Here is an 18,488-nt window from a genome sequence, read left to right as displayed (position 1 = left end):
TTCAGGGACTGTTCTAACAGCAGGCGCCGGCGGCCGGCTCCCCGGAAGGGGAGTCGCCGGCGCCAACCAAAAAATGATGCGCCAGACGCGCTCGAAATGTCTCGATCAAGCTTCTGCCAACGCTCTCCAGGGTCCTTCTGAGAGTGCAAAAACACTTCAGCGAGCAACACAATGACAGCCAAAATTATCGACGGTAAGGCCGTGGCAGCTGGTGTTCGTCAAGAGTGCCGCCAGCGGGTTGACGTTCTCAAAAAGAAATTTGGTGTGTCGCCTGGCCTTGCGGTCATCATGGTCGGAGAAGACCCGGCATCGGCCGTGTATGTGCGAAAGAAAATACAGGCCTGCGCCGACGTCGGCATCGATTCTCGCAAGTTTCTGTTTCCAGCCGACGTAGAACAATCGGCCGTCATCGACAAAATTACAGAGCTCAGCGCCAGTCCGTCGATCCACGGCATCCTGGTGCAGTTGCCGCTGCCGAAACATTTCGACGTCAAAGCGGTGCTCGGCGCCATCGATCAGGAGAAGGACGTCGACGGGTTTCATCTCTACAACGTCGGCGGATTGGTCATCGGTGAGACGGTGTTTCCGCCCTGTACGCCTTACGGCGTTATGCTGATGCTCGATAGCGCGGGCGTCGAGGTTTCTGGTCGCAACGCGGTCGTCGTCGGCGCCAGCAACATCGTCGGCAAGCCGATGGCGCTGATGTTGATGCAGCGCGAGGCGACAGTCTCGGTCTGTCACGCGAAGACGCGGGATCTCGCGCAATTCACCATTCTGGCTGACATTCTGATCGTGGCAGCGGGGTATCCCAATCTGATCACCGCGCCGATGGTCAAGTCGGGCGCCGTCGTTATCGATGTCGGCATCAATCGCTTAGCCAATGGTCAGCTGGTGGGCGACTGTGATTTTGAAGGTGTGAGCCGACGCGCGTCGATGATCACGCCCGTTCCGGGCGGCGTTGGCCCCATGACGGTGACGATGTTGCTCGTCAACACGATCAACTCGGCCGAACGCTCTGTGAATGCCGCCGGTCATCAGCCAATGCTCGGCCGTTCCACTTATGCTGCTGCACCGGGCATTTGAGCTGAATGCGCCAAGCATGACCGCGTGTGTGTCCTGAACGGACGCATGCGGTCACTCGTGTTCGGTGACCGGCACACTTGTCTGCACGAACTTTCGTCTTCAGCCTAAGCTTGCAACTCGCCGTCGAAGTCACTTAAAGTTCTCGTGGGGAAGGCTATCTTTCCGCGCGCGATCTTTTGGGTGTTCTTACCGCGGTGCAATATGTCCTCGAACAACACTCGGCACGATGATTTTTTCCGGAATCTCGATTGGAACCTATTCAAGATCTTCTGCATCATTGCTGAAACCGGGGGCGTCACAGCGGCGGCGGAGCTTTTGCGTCGCAAGCAACCCTCAATAAGTCTCGCACTGCAGCGTCTCGAAGGTCATCTCAATGTGCGTCTCTGCGAAAGAGGTCCGAGCGGTTTCGAGCTGACTGATGAGGGCCGGGCGCTCGCCAACACGTGCATGAAGCTGAAGGCCCTGGTTCGCGGCATTCCGGATGCGATGGCCGACACGCTAAACACTGTCAGCGGCCCAGTGCGCATCAAAATGATCAGCAATGTCGTCAGCGAAATTTTAGACGACGTCATCATGTCGTTTCACAGGAAGTGTCCGAATGTCGAACTGATCGTCGATGTGGCCAGCTGGTCGGATGTCATCAATGCGCTGCTTCGGAAGGAGATCGACATCGGCGTCGCGCCATCGCGCAGCAAGCGCGCCGATCTGATCTATCATCCGTTGTTTCGCGAGACGCATCGTCCCTATTGTGGGCGCGGCCATCGCCTCTATGGTCAGAAAATTCTCGATCCCAAAGCACTGGCGCAAGAATCTTTCATCCTGACGGGGGCCGATGAGCCCGACCAGCTCTCAGATTTCCGGCTGAGATACGGAATTGGGCAAAAGGTTTCCGGAATTTCTCAGCATCTTGAAGAGGCGCGCCGATTGGCAATCCTGGGAGTTGGGCTTTGCTTCCTCCCCGATGGTTATGCAGCACCCGATGTTTCCTCGGGCCGACTGTGGCCGCTGCTTGGTAAGCGCAACGCGCCGGCCATGGAGATTTTCATCATCTCGAATCCAGACCGGCCCTGGCACATGGCGCACATCTTATTCATCGAAGAGTTGAAAGCGATTATCTGCGAAGCAAAGCGAGTTCGCTCACTCGTTGGCGCTGACGATCCGACTGACTAGCTAAATTCCAGGTCTTTCTACGCTGAATTCTAGAAGGCACGCGCGTCAGAGTGCGGTCGCTTGCAAGAAAGCGTTCGCGCTGCAGCATAGGTACTGTCAATGCTTTCCATTTGAATTTTGGGCGTTTTAATCAGCGCCTCCGCGCCGCTACCTTCCTCGCGACAACTTAGATCGAGCAAAACGTAGATTTTGCAGTCTTTGTCGGGAGGTAGAGCCTTGGAAAGTGCGATATCGAAATCGCGCGACGCCTCGTCTTTCTCGCAACAAAATTTGCCGAGTGAGAACATCGAAGCCGCGCCAATTTATATTCCACCGAAAGAAAGATTCCTAGAGTTTCGAAGGCAGCCGAGTGCACAGCGGGCTTCGGTGTTGGCGTTCGCTGGTGCGTTGATGTTTCTAGGTCTGTGGGAGGCTGGCCACTATCTGACGCCGGCATCGGCCCGGAAGTTCTTTCCGTCCATCGGTGAGGTGGGCTCCGCCCTTTACGTCTTGTTCGCCGAGCGCAACTTCCTGCAGGACGTCTCGGTGAGCTGTTGGCGGATTTTCATCAGTTTCATGGCGGCTTCCGCGATTGCTGTGCCGATCGGCATTCTGATGGGAAGCTTCGGCAACATTCGCGCGCTCTTCAATCCAACGCTGACGGCTTGGCGGTATCTGCCGGCCGCTTCCTTCATTCCGCTGCTGCTCGTTTGGTTTGGACCGACCGACCAGGCAAAGATTGCGCTGCTCTTCATCGGTGTCATCTTCTTCCTGATCTCGCTGGTGCTGGATAACACCACCGCCATCCAGAAGGAGTTTGTGGAAGCGGGCCTCACGATGGGTGCGTCACGCAGCACCATTCTCACAGGCATCGTGGTGCCGGCTGCACTTCCGGCGATCTTCGACTCCATGCGCAACATGATCGCGGTGAGCTGGACCTATCTCGTCATCGCCGAAATCGTCGGCGCGCAGGACGGCATTGGCGCCGTGATGATGCGTGCCGGACGTTTTCTCAACGTCGACGTGATCATGGCGGGCATCGTCACTATCGGTGCATTGGGTCTGCTCACAGATCTCATTTTCCGGGGCATTTGCCGCGCGCTGTTCCCGTGGAACGTCGAGCGGAGGTCGTAACATGAACATCGTCGCAAAGGATTTTACGCCGGTGACAACCGTTCCACCCCTCAAGGCGTCCCGCATCAGCAAGGAGTATCTGGGCGGAACGTTCAAAGCGCTCGACGACGTTTCGTTCGAGCTGCAAGAGAACCAAATCACAGCGTTCGTCGGCCCGTCAGGATGCGGAAAGACGACAATGCTGCGGATCATCGCGGGTCTCGAATATCCCACACGCGGACGGCTGGAAGTTTTCGGCAAGAACGTGCAGGGGCCTGGTCCCGACCGCGGCATGATCTTCCAAGCCTACACGTCGTTCCCTTGGCTGACCGCCATGCAGAACGTCGAATACGGCATGAAGATTCTGAAAGTTCCAGCCGCTGAACGGCGGGAACGCACGATGAATTTTCTCAAGCTCGTGCATCTCGAGAAGTTCGCCGACACCTATCCGCGCAGTCTATCCGGCGGCATGAAGCAACGCGTCGCGCTCGCTCGAACGTTGGCGCAGAATCCGGCGATCATCCTGATGGACGAGCCGTTCGGTGCGTTGGACGCACAGGTTCGATGGGAAATGCAGGAGCTCATGATCGAGTTGATCGAGCGTGAGAAAAAGACGGTCGTCGCAATCACGCACGATATCGAGGAAGCGATTTATCTGGCCGATCGCATCATTTTCTTCAGCCGTCAGCCCGGCCGCATCAAAGCGGACATCCCGCTCACCTTCAAAGGCGGACGGCGCATCAAGCAAAAGGAAGAGCTTCTCGAAATGCCGGGATATGCGGAACTCGAGCGGCAGCTGTTCGCGATGATGCGCGAGGAAATTAAATAGCCAAATTGCTTTGACGAGAAATTCCAGGGATCGAAGATCGTTCAGGGAGACGACAAAAAATGAAAACGAAGTCGTTCACGAACACGTTGCTCGCTCTCGGCTTGGCGGCAGCGGTTGCACCGGTTGCGGCACCATTGGCCAGTGCTGCCGAAAAGGTCAGTGTCGCGATCATTTCATTCTCGCCCTATGCGCCCTGGTACATCGTCAAGGCGAAGGGCCTCGCGAAGGATATCGATCTCGACGTCAAGATCATCGAAGGCATCACGGAAAAGAACGCGGCGATCACGTCGGGTCAGGTCCAATGCATGAACAACACCATGGACAGCATGGTGCTGGCGCGTGCAGGCGACCTTCCCGTCAAGGTCGTCGCGTTTTCGGATATGTCCTACGGCCTCGACAAGATGGTGGTGACGAAGGACATCAATACCGTCGAAGATTTCAAGGGCAAGAAGTTCGGCGCCGACTACGGCTTCCTCAACCATATGTGGATGCTGCTCACGATGAAGCGGGCAGGCATCGACATGAAGGAACTGCAGCACGCGGTCATGCTTCCGCAGGAGAGCGCAGCGGCATTCGCGAGTGGCGGCATCGACATCGACGTCAACTACGACCCCTTCGCTTCTCAATCCCTAAAGCGGGATGGCGCCAAGGTATTCAAGTCGAGCCTCACGGACCGGACATGGGAACGCGGGCTCATTTCCGATGCTATCGCCTGCAACGAATCCTGGCTCGCGGCAAAGCCAGCGGTCGCCAAAGAGCTGCTGCGTGCTTGGTTCGAGGCCGTCAACTGGTGGAAAGAGAATCCGGAGGAAGGCGATGCGATCGTCGCTGCAGGTCTTTCATGGCCCATCGCCGACGTGAAGCTTAATCAGTACGGCGCGATCATGCTCAACATCAACCAGAACATGGGCGCGCTTGGTTTGGAGGGCGGCAAGCCTCTCTGCGAAAGCCTGCCTGAGGAAGCTCCTCGTGCTCCCGATGGCAAAGGCTGGGGCTCGCTGTTTAACGGGCCGGATTGCACCGCCGGTTATGCGGAGCAGACCTGGGATCTGTTCAGTGAAACGTATCTTGCCGCCGGCGTTTCTCAGAAGAAGGTCAAGTCGAGCGAGGCGTTCGACATGTCGCTTCTCAAGGGGCTCGCGGCCGATGGCTTTGCGGCCAAGTACCCATCGAACAAATGGATAGGCCGGCTTGGCCCGCAGTAGGGGGGCAGGGCTCATCAACTCCGCAATTGTCTGCATATCTAAACAGTAAAGGTCATTCTGAAATGGCGCGCAGTCCTAAAGATCACGGTCACGACCATCCTCATACGCATCGGCACGGCCATTCGCATGGCGTCCGGCGCGAAGACACGCATGGCGCGAAGAGCATGGAGACGTTGTCTCGCATCTCGCAGACCAAGCAGGACGAGGAAACGGCTCGGTCGCTGCAGTACGGGCTCGAGGCGGCCGATTCCGTCATCGATCGCAACATCTCGTTGTTCAGCCGTGGCCATCAGCCGGCGTTCGCCGGCATCAATACCTTCATGAAGGCGCCCTACTGCGAAGACATTCGCAAGATCGGCAACTTCGAGGCGGCCTTCGTTGGTGCGCCCTTCGACTCGGCGACGACCTATCGGCCCGGCACACGCTTTGGGCCGCAGGCGGTCCGCCGGATCTCGGCGCTCTACGACGGCTATTGGTTCGACGGCGGTGTCGATATCTATGAGGAACTCGATCTTTGCGACGCCGGCGACATCTTCGTCATTCCGGGGAACATCGAGAAGACGTTCGACCAGGTGACGAAGGCCGTGTCGCACATCTACACTTCGGGCGTTTTCCCGATCATTTGCGGCGGCGATCACAGCTTGGGCTTTCCCAACGTGCGAGGCATTGCTCCGCACATCGACGGCAACGTTGGCATTATTCACATCGACCGCCACATCGATATTCAGGAAAAGGATATGGATGAGCGCATGCATACGACGCCGTGGTTCTGGACGACGAACGAAGGAACGCACGCGTCGCATCGCGACCACAGCCACATGCACGATGTCGGCTTGCCCAACTGCCATCCGAAGAATCTCGTGCAGATCGGGATCGGCGGCTGGTACGGCAACCGTCCGGGCACGGCGGTTGCCAAGCAGCGCGGCACGAGCGTGCTGACGATGCACGATGTGCAGCACCACGGTCCGAAGAAGGCCGCGGAAATCGCGCTCGAGATGGCGTGGGAAGGCTGCAAGGCCGTCTACCTGTCGTTCGACATCGACTCGATCGATCCGGGCTTTGCTCCCGGCACCGGTTCGCCGGAGCCCGGCGGGCTGCTACCGCGTGAAGCCTTCGAGATGATCCATACGATTGCGGCGGAAGGCCTGTGCGGCATGGAAGTCGTCGAAGTGTCGCCGCCATACGACGTCAACGACAACACGGCGCAACTCGCCTGCCGAGTCGTGCTCGATGTACTTGGAACTCTGGTGGCGAATGGAAAGCTCGGCCATCGCAACAAAGTCATGAAATAGGAGGGCGTATGATGAGACATTCACGCGTGCAGCACATTCTAAAAGCCTTCGGCGCAGGCTCGATCCTGATGGTGGCTGCGGTTGCGCCAGCGTCGGCACATGTCGGGCTCGGCGCAGTTCACACGTTCAGTCAGGGCTTCCTGCATCCCATGAACGGCATCGACCACATGATCGCGATGCTGGCGGTCGGGTTCTTTGCTATGAACGTCGGAGGGGCAGGACGTTGGCTCGTGCCCGCGGCATTCGTCGCGGCGATGATGTTTGGCGGCTGGCTCGGCTATGAGGGTTGGCCGCTGCCAATGGTCGAACAAGGTATCGGCTTGTCCGTCGTTGCCTTGAGTGTGGCGGTGGCCGTCGGCGTTCGGCCGCCGACCGTCATCGCGATGGCGGCTGTTGGGCTTTTCGCTGTTTTCCATGGTCACGCCCATGGTAACGAGGGCGCTGGGCTCGGCTTCGCCTTCCTTCCCTATGCTGCCGGATTCGTTGTCGCGACGGCGCTTTTGCACCTTTCGGGAATGGTCTCGAGCCTCTGCCTCGATCAGCTGAAACCGTCGCTGGCGCTGACGCTCAAGAGGGCAACGGGCGCTATCGGGGCTATGGCGGGAGCGTCGCTGCTTCTAGGGTTGATGACCTGAGATAGCATTCAAGGTGGGGCAAGTCTCAATGAAGGCTTGCCCCGCTTTCAATAGGATAACGGCCGCTTCGGCGGCCTTTCATTTTTTGAGGACCGGCCTCAACGCATTTGCGTCATGGTTGAGTGCTGGATTTCGAGAGCGTTCGCCACGGCGCGAAAGTGTTTCATCAACGTGGCTCCGATGTCGGGTGCGATTCCAACCCGATCAATCGCTTTCGACATGCAGAGAAGCCAGGCGTCCTTTTCCGCCGTTCCGATTTCGACATGGCGGTGCATTTCGCGAACATCTGAGTGGCCGTATTTTTCGACATAGAGTTTTGGTCCGCCCAAGAATCCAGAAAGGAAATTGAACTGCTCAATTCGCGAATGTGCAACGCCGTGTCCTCTGAGATGCAGCAGGTGTAAAATTTCACCTTCCGGTTCCGTTTCCACAATGTCGTAGAAAACGTCGACGAGCTTTTGTACCCGGCTTGCGCCTCCCATCCGTTCGTACAGCGATACAACCATCGATCTCATCCCTCTTTCCGGAGACGTGGTGATTTCATTTTAGGCAGTAAGACATAGAGCAAGTTCTCACTGGGTTTGCTCCAGTTGCTTTGATTTCGACTGCAGAAGCTCCTCCGCCTCACGCACGATACGTTCGATGATATTTGACGCCGGCTCAATGTCATGGATCAAACCGACGACTTCGCCCACGAAGGTGTTGCTCTCCTCGGGATCGCCATCGGCCCAGGCTTTGCGATATTTGGCAGCCTCTTGGTCGGCAACCCTTAGCAGTTCCTGCTCACGGCCGTGCCAACGTTCGATAAACCGGTTTTTGAGCACCCGGGCGGTATAACGCGAGGGCCAATCCAGTTTGCGCGCCAGATCCATGACTTGCGAGCGAATGGTGTCATCGCCTGTTGCCGCCCGAGCGGCGTCATGCATGCGTTGGCCGACATTGGCTTCTTTAGAAGCCCAAAGTCGCGAGCCGATCAGAACGCCGTCGGCGCCCAACATGAGAGCCGCCGCCAGCCCTCGTCCATCTCCAATGCCACCAGCCGCGCATAGAGGCGTGTCCGGCTTTTCCTTTGCAATCAAATCCGCGACTTCAGGAACAAGGCTGAACGTGCCGCGTCTTTCCCCGTGACCGCCTGCTTCGGAACCCTGCGCGACGATGACGTCGGCGCCGCACGCGAGTGCCCTTTCAGCATCGCGGCGCGTCTGGATTTGGCAGATCAACGTGATGCCGCGTTCTTTGATGCGGTTGGCGAGCGGCGCCGGATCGTCGAACGACAGAAAGATCGCCGTTGGATTTTTACTGATGACCAAATCGAGCAGCGCCGGTTGTTTGCGCAATGACCAGGTGATGAAGCCGCATCCGACCCGTTGATTTCCCGCGGCCCGGAACTCCTCGTTGATCCAGTCCGCATCGCCATATCCGCCACCGATGAGGCCGAGACCGCCCGATGCGGAGACAGTCGCAGCGAGGCGTCCGCCGGCTGCAAATGCCATTGGTGCGGAGATAATTGGGTGGCGCAACCTCAGCTGTTCGGTCAGGCGTGTTTTGAGCACTGTCGTATCCTCTATCGGCCGATTTGATCAGCGTTGTCGAGAACGCCGAGGAGAGCCTTACGGTTGGCAATGATGTCGGCCAGCGTCCAATCGTCCAACACCTCGAAATAGGCCTCGAGCGCACGATGAAGGACACGCTTCAATCGACACACATCGGTGATGCGGCAGGTGTTCCCGGTTCCGAAACATTCGACGAGTTGAAAGTCGTCTTCGACCGCACGCAGAACTTCACCGAGCGTCACTTTTTCAGCCGATTTGCCGAGGCGAAGTCCGCCTCCGCGACCGCGCTGCGTTTCAACGAAGCCGAGCTGGCCGAGCCGATGCACGACCTTCATCAGATGATTTGCAGAAATCCCATACGCTTCAGCGATCTCGTCGATCGTCGCAAGCCGGTCCGGATGAGCCCCAAGGTACATGAGGACGCGTAACGAATAGTCGGCCAGAACGGTCAGGCGCATGGGGGTTCCGCGCAAACAAAAGTGGGTCGATATTGCTCGCTTGACGAAAGATGTATTCATCATACATCTTATAGGGGAGATTGCGCAAGGTATCTGTTATGCAAAGACCACCACATCCGAAAGCGCCGGGACTCGATGCCGGTGTCGACGAGGAGATGATCGGCATGCTCGTCGATCGGTTCTATGCGGCCGTCCGCCGGGACGAGGTGCTTGGCCCGGTATTCGAAAAGCGCATCCAAGATTGGGACGATCATCTCAAGAAGCTGAGGTCATTTTGGTCGTCGGTCGTTTTGATGACTGGAAGCTATAAAGGCCGGCCGATGCCCGTGCATCTTGCCATCGAGGAAATCTCCAAAGAGCATTTCGCGCGATGGCTCGATCTTTTCGGAAAGACAGCGTTGGCTGTTTGTCCGCCGGCTGCGGCATCTCTCTTCATCGATCGAGCGGCGCGGATCGCCGAGTCGCTACAGATGGGCATAAGCCTCCATCGGGGCGACAATTCCGTTCTCAACAAGCCGCGAGAACACGCTGCACAAACGTCAGAATGAGGCGAGAGCCGGGCTGCGTCGTTGCGCTTCAGGTGACGCTCTTCGTTTGATCCGGGAACCTTTGAGAAATTCCGCCATCTAATCTCTGATAAGTTGCCAAACGTACGGAGATGTCGCTGATGGTCCTATCGCATGTCGAAAACGGCAGAGGGAACGACCGGGAGGCCGATCTTATTCGCCGCGCCGTGGCGCGAGACGAGTCTGCAATACGTGCGATCATCCAGGCGAACAACCGCCGTCTCTACCGCGTCGCGCGGAGTATCGTGCGCGACGATGGCGCTGCCGAGGACGTGCTGCAGGAGGGCTATCTTCGCGCATTTGCAGCCCTCCCTGCATTTCGGGGCGGATCGTCTCTTTCGACCTGGCTCACTCGCATCGTCCTAAACCAGGCATTGCAGCATCTTCGCCGCCGCTCCGAAATTCCCGACTCGGCGATCGATCCTCCCCAAGCTCAAGGCGAGGTCATTCCGTTCCCGCTATCCGGTCATCCATCCATAGATCCCGAGCGCGCCATGGCTCAACGCGAACTTTGTCGCCTACTGGAACGAGCGATCGACGAACTTCCTGAAGACTTTCGCACTGTTCTCATCGCGCGCGCCATAGAGGAAATGAGCATAGAGGAGACGGCGGAATTGTTGGGGCTTCGCGCTGAAACGGTGAAAACACGGCTGCATCGCGCCCGCCGTCTTCTGAAGGCTGCACTTGCCGAGCACATGGACTCACTCTTCGGCGATGTTTTTCCGTTCCAAGGCAAGCGCTGCGAGAGACTGACAAATGCCGTCATAAAGCAACTCATCCCAGGATCCCGATAGCGGGAACCTTTGTCAGTCAATGGCATCCAATCCTTCGTGACGTCGACATGCCACTCACGGCAAGACGATCCCGGAGGTTTTAAAAATGCGAATGATTGAGATCAGCGGCGTCGCTGCTGCTATCGTATTGGTGGCTGTGACGACGCCGGTTCATGCAGCCGATAAACCATCAGACGCACAGATCGCGCACGTCGCGTATACGGCAGGCGACCTTGATATCAAAGCAGCTCAGCTGGCTTTGAAGAAATCCAAAAATGCCGAGATTCTCGCGTTTGCCAACGACATGGTGCGGGATCACCAGGCTGTGAACGATAAGGCGTTGGCTCTTGTGAAGAAGCTCGGCGTTACTCCCGAGGACAATGACACCAGCAAAGGTCTAGTCAAACAATCGAGTGAAAAGCAGGCGGAGCTCGCGAAGCTGTCGGGTCCGGACTTCGACAAGAGTTACATCGACAACGAGGTCGCCTATCACAAGACCGTCGACGGCGCTCTTCAATCCACTCTCATTCCGTCGTCCGACAACCTCGAACTCAAGAGCCTGCTACAGACCGGCCTCAAAATATTCACCGGCCACCTGGAGCATGCAGAGCACCTTGCGAATGCGCTTCATTGATAGGAGCATCTTATGCTGTTCGTTGGGCGCCGTGCGGCCTTGATTGTCTTGGCGCAAGCTTTGGCCGTAGCGGCGCCGGCGGGAGAGATTGTACAAGTTAAAATTAGCGATCTCGCATTTGTTCCCGCGGAAATAACCGTGAATGTCGGCGATACAGTCGAATGGGTGAACGAGGATTTCATCGATCATACCGCCACCGCAAAGAGCGGAGAGTGGGATGTCATGGTTCCGGCTGGCAAGTCGGGACAGGTGCAGCTCGATCACGCTGCGACGATCACATATTTCTGTCGTGTGCATCCCGGGATGACAGGAACCATCCGCGTCAGCGCCAAGCGGTGACGTGGATGTTCCGCATTTCTGGTCAGCGCGTTAAGCTTGGATCATTGCGCGCTGGGGATAGGCAAGCACTCCATCACTTCCACCCGATCGCCCGGGAAAATCATGAAATGCGGATGGTTGAGGAACAATTTGGCGGCTTCGTCCTGCGAATTCGCCTTCACGAGCGTCCATGCGCCCATGTCGTTGCGGGTATCAGAAACGCCATTCTTGTCCGTTCGCTTCGTTTTGCCGAGAGGCGATCCCATTTCTGCGATGGAGTCTTTGTGGTCTGAGACCCATTTGTGCCACCCCGCGATGCCCTTCTGCCCTCGCTCATTGCGCTCGGCTTCGGGTAGTTTCTTCCACGCATCCATCGCTTCCGCACTGCCAAGGAATATGGCGAGATAGGTTTTCATATCGATGCTCCAATGATTGGATTTCGGTGCGGATGTTCAGGCATCTATCGATCCGCCGAACATCCGGTGTCGCTCTCTGTTATTCCTTCGTCAGAGGACCGTTGACCGCCCAGAGGACGCCGAACGGATCTTTCAACTGACCGTAGCGATCGCCCCAGAACATGTTGGCGACAGGCATAATGGCGGTGCAGCCGGCGTCGACGGCTCGATTATACCAACGATCGGCGTCATCGACCTTGAGCATGACGCTGAAGCCCGCGGGTGGGACCCAAGGATGGCCGTGCTCGGGATAGCAATCGCTCATCATTATGGACGCGTTGTTGATGTAGAGATGAGCGTGCATCGTGCGACCCTTCTCATCAGGCGGCATAACCCATGCAACTTCGGCGGCGAACGCCTTCTTGTAGAACTCAACGGCTTTCATGGCGCCGTCGACGGAAAGATAGCAAACGGCGCCACCTTTAACCTGCGGGTGGGGATAGTCGGACATCAAAACCTCCTTGTGCTGCGTCTCTAGGACGGACGTGCAGGCGCCGATCCGACACCCTTCTCGCGAAATTTTATCTCGGTTCTTGCATCAGCCGATCGATGTGACGGCGAATGTGGGCGGCTTGCGCGGGCGTTCCAGCGAGTGCGATGGCGCGGTCGAAATCGGTGCGGGCTTCAGTGGAACGTCCGAGCTGCAACAGAAATGCGCCGCGTGCGCCGAAATAATGAAAATAGCCGGATAATGCTTTTTCCAGGGGTGCGATCATCGTGAGGCCGGCTTCCGGGCCGTGCAGCTTGGCTGTCGCGACGGCGCGGTTCAACGTGATGACGGGCGAGGGCTGCATCCTTTCGAGCGCCGCATAGAGTGCATCTATTCCGGCCCATTCGGTATCGGCGGCCGTGGCTGCCCGGGCGTGTATTGCGGCAATGGCTGCCTGCACCTGGTAAGGACCCGGACGGTTGTGACGCATCGCCTTGTCGATCAGAGCCAATCCTTCGCTGATCAGCTTGGCGTTCCAGCGCGTGCGGTCTTGATCTTCGAGGAGGACGGCTTCGCCGTCTTCATCAAAGCGCGCCGGCAACCGAGACTGCTGCAAGAGCATCAGCGCAATCAGCCCCATCATTTCCGGTTCGGTCTGGAAGAGGCGCAGGAGCAGTCGCGCCAACCGGATCGCCTCGTCACAAAGCGGCGCGCGGTCTGGATCGTTTCCCGACGAATATCCTTCGTTGAACAGCAGGTAGATCATGGCGGCGACCGCCGCGAGTCGTTCTGAGCGTTCGATGGGACCGGGCGACTCGAATGGCACATCGGCTTTTGCGATGCGGGCTTTGGCGCGCGTGATGCGCTGTTCCATCGCTGCATCGCTCACGAGGAAGGCGCGGGCGATTTGGGCCACGGTCAGGCCCGAGACGATGCGTAATGCCAATGCGATCTGCTGCGTCGCCGGAAGCTCAGGATGACAGCAGATAAACAACAGCCTGAGTACATCGTCGCGATAGTGCGAACCATCCAGCCGATCGATCAGCGGCGCCTCGGCGTCTTCGAGGTCTGAGATGATATCGGGGGAGGGGAGTTCGACATCGCGGCTGCGTTTGCGCGCGCCGTCGAGCGCCGCGTTGCGCCCGACCAGAATCAACCAAGCCGTCGGATCGCGGGGCGGCCCTTTCTGAGGCCAGCTTTTCAGCGCGCGCAAGCAGGCTTCCTGATAAGCCTCTTCGGCTATGTCCATGTCGCGGAAATAGCGTAGCAACGCCGCGACGGCCTGAGGCCTTGCGGCTGTCAGCGCGCCATGAATCCAGGCGGGGTCATGGATCACCTCGTTCATCTCAATAGGCCTTGATGCGATCCTTGGGTGCGTTGGGCCGGGCCTCCGGCAGATACAAGGCGACGGGGCGGATCTCGTACACACTCGTGGGGTTCGCGGCGGAAAGCTCACGCGCGACAGCGAGGGCCGCATCAAGGTCCGGGACGTCGATCACATAGAAGCCGAGCAGCTGTTCTTTCGTTTCGGCGAAGGGACCATCGATGACCATGTCGGGCCCGCGGAGGGTCGTTGCGGCCGTGGTCGGCAACAGGCGCAGGGCGGGGCCGAGCTTGCCCTCCTTCACAAGTCTTTCATGGACCACATTCAGTCGGTTCATGACGGCATCGTCTTCCTCCTTGCTCCAGGACCAGACGACATCTTCCTTGTTGTAACAAAGCAGGGTGTAGAGCATGGCGTTTCCTTTGCAGCGTCCCGAGGACGGCTCACTATGCCCTGTCCCGACAGGAGCGCGAAAAAATAAATCTTCATGGCGGTGTCGGGCAGCCCAACTTGGCGGCGTCCTAGTGCGGAAAGCTGGAGACAAAGCATGACACAAGGCACCTACGACCTCGTTCTTACCCGGTTGCTCGACGCATCTCCGGACAAACTGTTCCGTTGCTGGACGGAGGCCGACCTCTTGCAGCAGTGGTTCGCGCCTAAACCGTGGACGACACCGGAAGCCCGGTTCGATGTGCGGCCGGGCGGCGCCAGCAGCATCACGATGCGTAGCCCCGAAGGCCAGGACATGCCCAATACCGGCCAGTATCTGGAAGTCGTCCCCAACCGGAAGCTCGTTTTCACCGATGCCTTCACCGGCAATTGGCAGCCGCGCGACGGGCAGCCTTTCATGGTGGCTGTCATCACCTTCGAGCCTGAAGGCGACAAGACTCGCTATGTCGCGACCGTGCGCCATTGGAGCGAGGCCGACAAGAAAAAGCATGAGGAAATGGGTTTTCATAAGGGCTGGGCCAATGCACCGATCAGCTCGAAGCTTTGGCGCGAACGCTCTAGGAGGCCGCCATGACGATCAGAAGCATCACGCCGTTCCTGTGGTTCAACACCGAGGCTGAAGACGCCGCAAATTTCTATGTCTCATTGTTCCCCAACGCGAAAATTATGAATGTCTCGCGTTACGGTGATGCAGGGCCGGCACAAAAAGGCAGCGCCATGGTCGTGGGTTTCGAAATTGCAGGCCAGCGCCTCGTTGCGCTCAACGGTGGACCGAACTTCAGGCTCGACGAAGCCTTTTCCTTGCTTGTCGATTGTACCGAGCAGGAGGATATCGACCGTCTGTGGTCGGCGCTGGGTGAAGGCGGCAGCTATAGTGTCTGTGGCTGGCTCAAAGATCGCTTCGGCCTGTCATGGCAGATCAACTATGCGGGTCTGCCCGACCTCATCAGCGGTGCGAACGGCGGCAAGGTGATGGCCGCGATAATGGGGATGACCAAAGTCGATATCCAAGCGCTCAAGGACGCTGGCGCAGGGTCGCAAACTTAACGGGCGGTGAGAAAATACAAGTCCAATCGCCTCAAAGCTGAGCCGCTTCGCAAGCAACGCAATCACCATAGCCCGTTCTTCCCCTTGATTGCTTTGACGATTGAGGAGTGTCGTGAGTTTTCACTCACCTGTTGGCGCTGTGCCAACAGGTGGCTGAGCCAATCGAGCAAAGGCTCGATTGCGTTCGAGAACGGCGCGACGTGGAGAATGAAAATGATCAGGTTGTTCGCTGTTGCTTTTGCTTTGGCCGTCTCAACATCTGCGCATGCGATTCCGCTCGCGCCGCTTCATCAGCCGGACGGCGGGATCCTGCAAGTACGGGAAGGATGCGGCCCGGGCAGGGTACGCGTTAATGGCGTCTGCGTCGCACGGACCACCCTTCGCCACGTCCGACGTGAACTACGCAGATGCCGACGGTGGCATGGCGACGTATGCGTTCGGTGGCATACGGTGCCTCGCGGGCGCTAGATTGTCTACGGCGCTGATTTCAGTCAAACCGCCACCTGCTCCAACGTGGATGTCTGCCGCGCCAAGAGAGGAAGAATGTCTCTCGCCGGCCGAGGCTTGCTGAACAGATAGCCCTGAACCTCGGTGCAGCCTTCATGGCGAAGCTGCGCGAGTTCCGCTTCGGTTTCGACGCCTTCGGCTGTCGTCGCCATGCCAAGTGCGCTTCCGATGTTTGCAACCGCTCGCACGATGGCGATCGAATCCGGGTTGGCGGAGAGATCCTGTATGAACGACCGGTCTATCTTGATTTTGTCGAATGGAAATTTGCGCAGGTAGCCGAGGCTCGAATATCCGGTGCCGAAGTCATCCATCGAAATGCGAACGCCCAGTGCGCGCAGATCATTGAGCATTGCGATCGTTGAATCGGTATCATGCAGCATGACCGTTTCGGTAATTTCGAGTTCGAGGCGCTGGCCCGAGAGCCCGGAGTTCCCCAATGCAGCGACCACCTGAAGCACGAGCGCGTTGTTCTTGAACTGTAAAGGCGAGAGATTGACGGCGACCTTGATGTGAGATGGCCATGCCGTCGCATCGGCACAGGCGCGGTTCAACACCCAGTTTCCGATGGCGCCGATCAGGCCGGTCTCTTCAGCGAGCGGAATGAAATCGGCCGGAGAGACCATTCCCCGAGTCGGGTGCTGCCAGCGGATGAGGGCTTCAAATCCGCTGACTTCATTGGTTTCGAGATGGATCAAAGGCTGATAATAAAGCTCGAGCTCGTCCATTTCGATTGCCTTGCGTAGATCGACCTCGAGCGCACGGCGTTCTTGCAGCTTGGCATCCATCCCGGGTTCGAAGAAGTGATAGGTGGCGCGGCCTGCCTCCTTCGCTTTGTACATGGCCATGTCAGCATTTTTGATCAGCTGGTCAGCGGTTTCTCCATCTTCCGGCGCCATTGCGATGCCGATGCTCACGCCGACGACAACCTGGTGGCCAAGCACTTCAAAGGGCGCGCTCAATTCTGCAATGATGCGCTGAGCGAGGATCGTGGCGCCGTGAGGTTGGTCCGCGTCGACTTGCACGATGGCGAATTCGTCGCCTCCAAGTCGCGCGACGAGGTCGTGCTTCCTAACGCATGCACGCAACCTGTCTGCCACCGCCTGGAGCAATGCATCGCCCACGGGGTGGCCTAGCGTGTCATTGACGGTTTTGAAGTGATCAAGGTCGAGACACAAAGTTGAGACGCTACGTCCGTGCTCAACGCCTTTCAGCGCGACTTCCATCGCCTCGCGGAAGCGCAGTCTGTTGGGCAGATCGGTCAGGGCATCATGATGGGCCATATGGGAGATCTTTGCGTCGATCTCCCGGCGTTCCGTGATGTCCTCGTGAATAGCGACCGACCCGCCATCGAGCATGGGTTGATGGGAGATCGCGATGAACTGGCCGCCTGCAAGCTCATCGACTGTGTAGATGGGCTTGCGTTCCCGAACCGCCGCTATGCGGTCGTCTGCGGAGAAGCCTTCGGCCTGGGGAAGGCGGCCGTTTGCGTGGCGAGCCTGAAGAATCGTACGAAGCGGCGTGCCGGTCACGGTGTGTTCGGGCTTTAATTCATAGAGCTCGGCATAACGGCGGTTGCAGACGATCAGATTCTGCTCGGCATCGAACATGCAGAGGCCCTGGGGTAGGTTGTTGATCGCGGCGTCGACGCGCGCGTATTGAACGGCCAAGGTTTCCTGTGCAGCCGCGAGTTTGGCGATCATCGATTGGAAGGAGCGTGCGAGCGTGCCGATCTCGTCGGCGCGAACGAGGGTGCGATCTCCGTGTGGAAGAGTACGTGCACCGCCCTCGCGAATGCGTAGTGCCGTTTCACTAAGCCGCCGCAACGGGCGAGCTACGGAATAGTGTGCGAGCGCAAGTGCCAGCATGACGATGAGGATCGTGCCCATTGCCAGTGCCGCGATAATGATACTCAACTCGCGGGCCTGCTCGTTCTGTGCCTCAGCCAGCGTTTCTCGGGATTCTCCGCCCAGAATGTTCGTGAGGCGGTTCATCTGTGCAAGCGTGTCGTCGAGTGCGGCCTCGAAGCGGAGATCAAGCTTCTCATCGATGCGACGCTGTTTGTCGCCAGACTCTATGGCGTCACGGATCTGACGTGCAGTCGCTTCGACGTGCCGGAGCTTGTCCCGAATAACGTCGCTATCTTGGGTGCGCGCTGGGAAATAGTCGGAAACCGCGTGCAGCCACTGGCGCACCGCGGCGATTTGATTTGCGATCTCATTGCTTGATGCGCGTGCCGCCTCGGGTTCTGAGGCGGCCATGCTTTTGTAGGCTGCCAGGCCGACATTGTTCAAAGCGGCCTTGGCTTCGGCCAATGCGAGGCGGGCGGGCGCTACACGTTCGACCATCGTCCGATTGACGTGATCGAGGCTTTGCGCGCTGTGCAGGACATACCAATTGGCCAATGCAGAAAGTGCGCCGAGGGTGACGATGAGCAATGCAGCTTTTGCAGCGATGCCGAAAGAAAAGGTGGTCGTGAATTTCATGGCGTGAATGTACCGGTGGCCCCGGTACGCCATTAGGCAAAAAGTGTTTTGGATTTACTAATGCATTGAAAGGGCGAGGTATTTTTGTTCTTGTATGACTGTTTTATGACGGCCGCTGCGTCGTAGGAAAAAGCGCCTGGTTGGTTTCAGTCGAGCTGCGGGCTGAGCAAATGCGACGTATGCA

Annotated in this window: 20 protein-coding genes and 1 pseudogene; 13 read left to right on the top strand and 8 right to left on the bottom strand. The window is 58.0% G+C overall.

Annotated elements, in window-relative coordinates:
* Positions 1-171 precede the first annotated feature (171 nt).
* The 7 genes from folD (at position 172) to K2Q04_RS17725 (ending at position 7,306) form a co-directional block, all read left to right on the top strand.
* Entirely contained in the window at positions 172-1,083 is a 912-nt protein-coding gene (folD, locus tag K2Q04_RS17755; protein ID WP_291166033.1) for a bifunctional methylenetetrahydrofolate dehydrogenase/methenyltetrahydrofolate cyclohydrolase FolD, read from the top strand.
* A 201-nt stretch (positions 1,084-1,284) separates the two neighbouring features.
* A complete protein-coding gene (locus K2Q04_RS17750) occupies positions 1,285-2,253 on the top strand; it encodes a LysR family transcriptional regulator (RefSeq protein WP_291166032.1) in 969 nt (322 codons plus the stop codon).
* Between the two features lie 369 nt (positions 2,254-2,622).
* Positions 2,623-3,366, top strand: a complete 744-nt coding sequence (locus K2Q04_RS17745; protein ID WP_291166031.1) for an ABC transporter permease — start codon at positions 2,623-2,625, stop codon at positions 3,364-3,366.
* A gap of 1 nt (position 3,367) precedes the next feature.
* Positions 3,368-4,174, top strand: coding sequence for an ABC transporter ATP-binding protein (locus K2Q04_RS17740; RefSeq protein WP_291166030.1), 807 nt, complete (start codon positions 3,368-3,370; stop codon positions 4,172-4,174).
* A 59-nt stretch (positions 4,175-4,233) separates the two neighbouring features.
* The gene (locus K2Q04_RS17735) at positions 4,234-5,379 is read left to right on the top strand and encodes an ABC transporter substrate-binding protein (protein WP_291166029.1); all 1,146 of its coding nucleotides are present in this window, start codon (positions 4,234-4,236) and stop codon (positions 5,377-5,379) included.
* Between the two features lie 62 nt (positions 5,380-5,441).
* On the top strand, positions 5,442-6,671 hold the full coding sequence (locus K2Q04_RS17730; protein WP_366935766.1) for an agmatinase family protein: 1,230 nt from the start codon (positions 5,442-5,444) through the stop codon (positions 6,669-6,671).
* Between the two features lie 8 nt (positions 6,672-6,679).
* Positions 6,680-7,306, top strand: coding sequence for a HupE/UreJ family protein (locus tag K2Q04_RS17725; RefSeq protein ID WP_291166028.1), 627 nt, complete (start codon positions 6,680-6,682; stop codon positions 7,304-7,306).
* A 98-nt stretch (positions 7,307-7,404) separates the two neighbouring features.
* Here K2Q04_RS17725 and K2Q04_RS17720 read toward each other — a convergent pair whose 3' ends face one another.
* Genes K2Q04_RS17720 through K2Q04_RS17710 form a run of 3 tightly spaced genes read right to left on the bottom strand, consistent with a single transcriptional unit; the run spans position 7,405 to position 9,317 of the window.
* Complete coding sequence (locus K2Q04_RS17720) at positions 7,405-7,821, bottom strand: group II truncated hemoglobin (RefSeq protein ID WP_291166027.1); 417 nt, start codon at positions 7,819-7,821, stop codon at positions 7,405-7,407.
* A gap of 57 nt (positions 7,822-7,878) precedes the next feature.
* Positions 7,879-8,859, bottom strand: coding sequence for a nitronate monooxygenase (locus K2Q04_RS17715; protein WP_291166026.1), 981 nt, complete (start codon positions 8,857-8,859; stop codon positions 7,879-7,881).
* An 11-nt stretch (positions 8,860-8,870) separates the two neighbouring features.
* The gene (locus K2Q04_RS17710; protein WP_291166025.1) at positions 8,871-9,317 is read right to left on the bottom strand and encodes an Rrf2 family transcriptional regulator; all 447 of its coding nucleotides are present in this window, start codon (positions 9,315-9,317) and stop codon (positions 8,871-8,873) included.
* 155 nt (positions 9,318-9,472) lie between these two features.
* Here K2Q04_RS17710 and K2Q04_RS17705 point away from each other — a divergent pair, with 155 nt between their 5' ends.
* The 4 genes from K2Q04_RS17705 to K2Q04_RS17690 all read left to right on the top strand — a co-directional run bounded on the left by K2Q04_RS17705 (position 9,473) and on the right by K2Q04_RS17690 (position 11,629).
* A complete protein-coding gene (locus tag K2Q04_RS17705) occupies positions 9,473-9,865 on the top strand; it encodes a group III truncated hemoglobin (RefSeq protein WP_291166036.1) in 393 nt (130 codons plus the stop codon).
* Between the two features lie 119 nt (positions 9,866-9,984).
* Entirely contained in the window at positions 9,985-10,677 is a 693-nt protein-coding gene (locus K2Q04_RS17700) for an RNA polymerase sigma factor (protein ID WP_291166024.1), read from the top strand.
* An 85-nt stretch (positions 10,678-10,762) separates the two neighbouring features.
* Positions 10,763-11,290, top strand: a complete 528-nt coding sequence (locus tag K2Q04_RS17695; protein WP_291166023.1) for a DUF4142 domain-containing protein — start codon at positions 10,763-10,765, stop codon at positions 11,288-11,290.
* Between the two features lie 12 nt (positions 11,291-11,302).
* Positions 11,303-11,629 carry a plastocyanin/azurin family copper-binding protein gene (locus K2Q04_RS17690; protein WP_291166022.1) on the top strand — a complete coding sequence of 109 codons (327 nt, stop codon included), beginning with the start codon at positions 11,303-11,305 and terminating at the stop codon, positions 11,627-11,629.
* Positions 11,630-11,670: 41 nt separating this feature from the next.
* Here K2Q04_RS17690 and K2Q04_RS17685 read toward each other — a convergent pair whose 3' ends face one another.
* From K2Q04_RS17685 to K2Q04_RS17670, 4 genes are all read right to left on the bottom strand, one after another.
* Entirely contained in the window at positions 11,671-12,024 is a 354-nt protein-coding gene (locus K2Q04_RS17685) for a hypothetical protein (RefSeq protein WP_291166021.1), read from the bottom strand.
* 79 nt (positions 12,025-12,103) lie between these two features.
* On the bottom strand, positions 12,104-12,514 hold the full coding sequence (locus tag K2Q04_RS17680) for a VOC family protein (protein WP_291166020.1): 411 nt from the start codon (positions 12,512-12,514) through the stop codon (positions 12,104-12,106).
* A 70-nt stretch (positions 12,515-12,584) separates the two neighbouring features.
* Positions 12,585-13,838 (bottom strand): RNA polymerase sigma factor, encoded by a 1,254-nt coding sequence (locus K2Q04_RS17675; RefSeq protein WP_291166019.1) that lies wholly within the window; start codon positions 13,836-13,838, stop codon positions 12,585-12,587.
* A gap of 1 nt (position 13,839) precedes the next feature.
* Entirely contained in the window at positions 13,840-14,229 is a 390-nt protein-coding gene (locus K2Q04_RS17670) for a YciI family protein (RefSeq protein WP_291166018.1), read from the bottom strand.
* A 135-nt stretch (positions 14,230-14,364) separates the two neighbouring features.
* Here K2Q04_RS17670 and K2Q04_RS17665 point away from each other — a divergent pair.
* Together K2Q04_RS17665 and K2Q04_RS17660 are read left to right on the top strand one after the other, a co-directional pair.
* A pseudogene (locus tag K2Q04_RS17665) lies at positions 14,365-14,828 on the top strand (SRPBCC family protein).
* A 9-nt stretch (positions 14,829-14,837) separates the two neighbouring features.
* The gene (locus K2Q04_RS17660) at positions 14,838-15,314 is read left to right on the top strand and encodes a VOC family protein (protein WP_291166017.1); all 477 of its coding nucleotides are present in this window, start codon (positions 14,838-14,840) and stop codon (positions 15,312-15,314) included.
* Between the two features lie 491 nt (positions 15,315-15,805).
* Here K2Q04_RS17660 and K2Q04_RS17655 read toward each other — a convergent pair whose 3' ends face one another.
* The gene (locus K2Q04_RS17655) at positions 15,806-18,304 is read right to left on the bottom strand and encodes an EAL domain-containing protein (RefSeq protein ID WP_291166016.1); all 2,499 of its coding nucleotides are present in this window, start codon (positions 18,302-18,304) and stop codon (positions 15,806-15,808) included.
* Positions 18,305-18,488: the final 184 nt, after the last annotated feature.

It is taken from the genome of Hyphomicrobium sp. (assembly GCF_019753045.1).
GTDB lineage: Bacteria > Pseudomonadota > Alphaproteobacteria > Rhizobiales > Hyphomicrobiaceae > Hyphomicrobium_B.
Note: the sequence above shows the minus strand (reverse complement) of the source record. Positions and strands in the feature narration are given on the sequence as shown.

Bases quoted from the DNA above. Each gene is read 5' to 3' on its own strand.
- K2Q04_RS17705 (WP_291166036.1), top strand. From the start codon at position 9,473: ATGATCGGCATGCTCGTCGATCGGTTCTATGCGGCCGTCCGCCGGGAC.
- K2Q04_RS17675 (WP_291166019.1), bottom strand. From the start codon at position 13,838: ATGAACGAGGTGATCCATGACCCCGCCTGGATTCATGGCGCGCTGACA.
- K2Q04_RS17725 (WP_291166028.1), top strand. From the start codon at position 6,680: ATGATGAGACATTCACGCGTGCAGCACATTCTAAAAGCCTTCGGCGCA.
- K2Q04_RS17730 (WP_366935766.1), top strand. From the start codon at position 5,442: ATGGCGCGCAGTCCTAAAGATCACGGTCACGACCATCCTCATACGCAT.
- K2Q04_RS17670 (WP_291166018.1), bottom strand. From the start codon at position 14,229: ATGCTCTACACCCTGCTTTGTTACAACAAGGAAGATGTCGTCTGGTCC.
- K2Q04_RS17655 (WP_291166016.1), bottom strand. From the start codon at position 18,304: ATGAAATTCACGACCACCTTTTCTTTCGGCATCGCTGCAAAAGCTGCA.
- K2Q04_RS17680 (WP_291166020.1), bottom strand. From the start codon at position 12,514: ATGTCCGACTATCCCCACCCGCAGGTTAAAGGTGGCGCCGTTTGCTAT.
- K2Q04_RS17695 (WP_291166023.1), top strand. From the start codon at position 10,763: ATGCGAATGATTGAGATCAGCGGCGTCGCTGCTGCTATCGTATTGGTG.
- K2Q04_RS17660 (WP_291166017.1), top strand. From the start codon at position 14,838: ATGACGATCAGAAGCATCACGCCGTTCCTGTGGTTCAACACCGAGGCT.
- folD (WP_291166033.1), top strand. From the start codon at position 172: ATGACAGCCAAAATTATCGACGGTAAGGCCGTGGCAGCTGGTGTTCGT.
- K2Q04_RS17710 (WP_291166025.1), bottom strand. From the start codon at position 9,317: ATGCGCCTGACCGTTCTGGCCGACTATTCGTTACGCGTCCTCATGTAC.
- K2Q04_RS17740 (WP_291166030.1), top strand. From the start codon at position 3,368: ATGAACATCGTCGCAAAGGATTTTACGCCGGTGACAACCGTTCCACCC.
- K2Q04_RS17750 (WP_291166032.1), top strand. From the start codon at position 1,285: ATGTCCTCGAACAACACTCGGCACGATGATTTTTTCCGGAATCTCGAT.
- K2Q04_RS17700 (WP_291166024.1), top strand. From the start codon at position 9,985: ATGGTCCTATCGCATGTCGAAAACGGCAGAGGGAACGACCGGGAGGCC.
- K2Q04_RS17690 (WP_291166022.1), top strand. From the start codon at position 11,303: ATGCTGTTCGTTGGGCGCCGTGCGGCCTTGATTGTCTTGGCGCAAGCT.
- K2Q04_RS17720 (WP_291166027.1), bottom strand. From the start codon at position 7,821: ATGAGATCGATGGTTGTATCGCTGTACGAACGGATGGGAGGCGCAAGC.
- K2Q04_RS17735 (WP_291166029.1), top strand. From the start codon at position 4,234: ATGAAAACGAAGTCGTTCACGAACACGTTGCTCGCTCTCGGCTTGGCG.
- K2Q04_RS17685 (WP_291166021.1), bottom strand. From the start codon at position 12,024: ATGAAAACCTATCTCGCCATATTCCTTGGCAGTGCGGAAGCGATGGAT.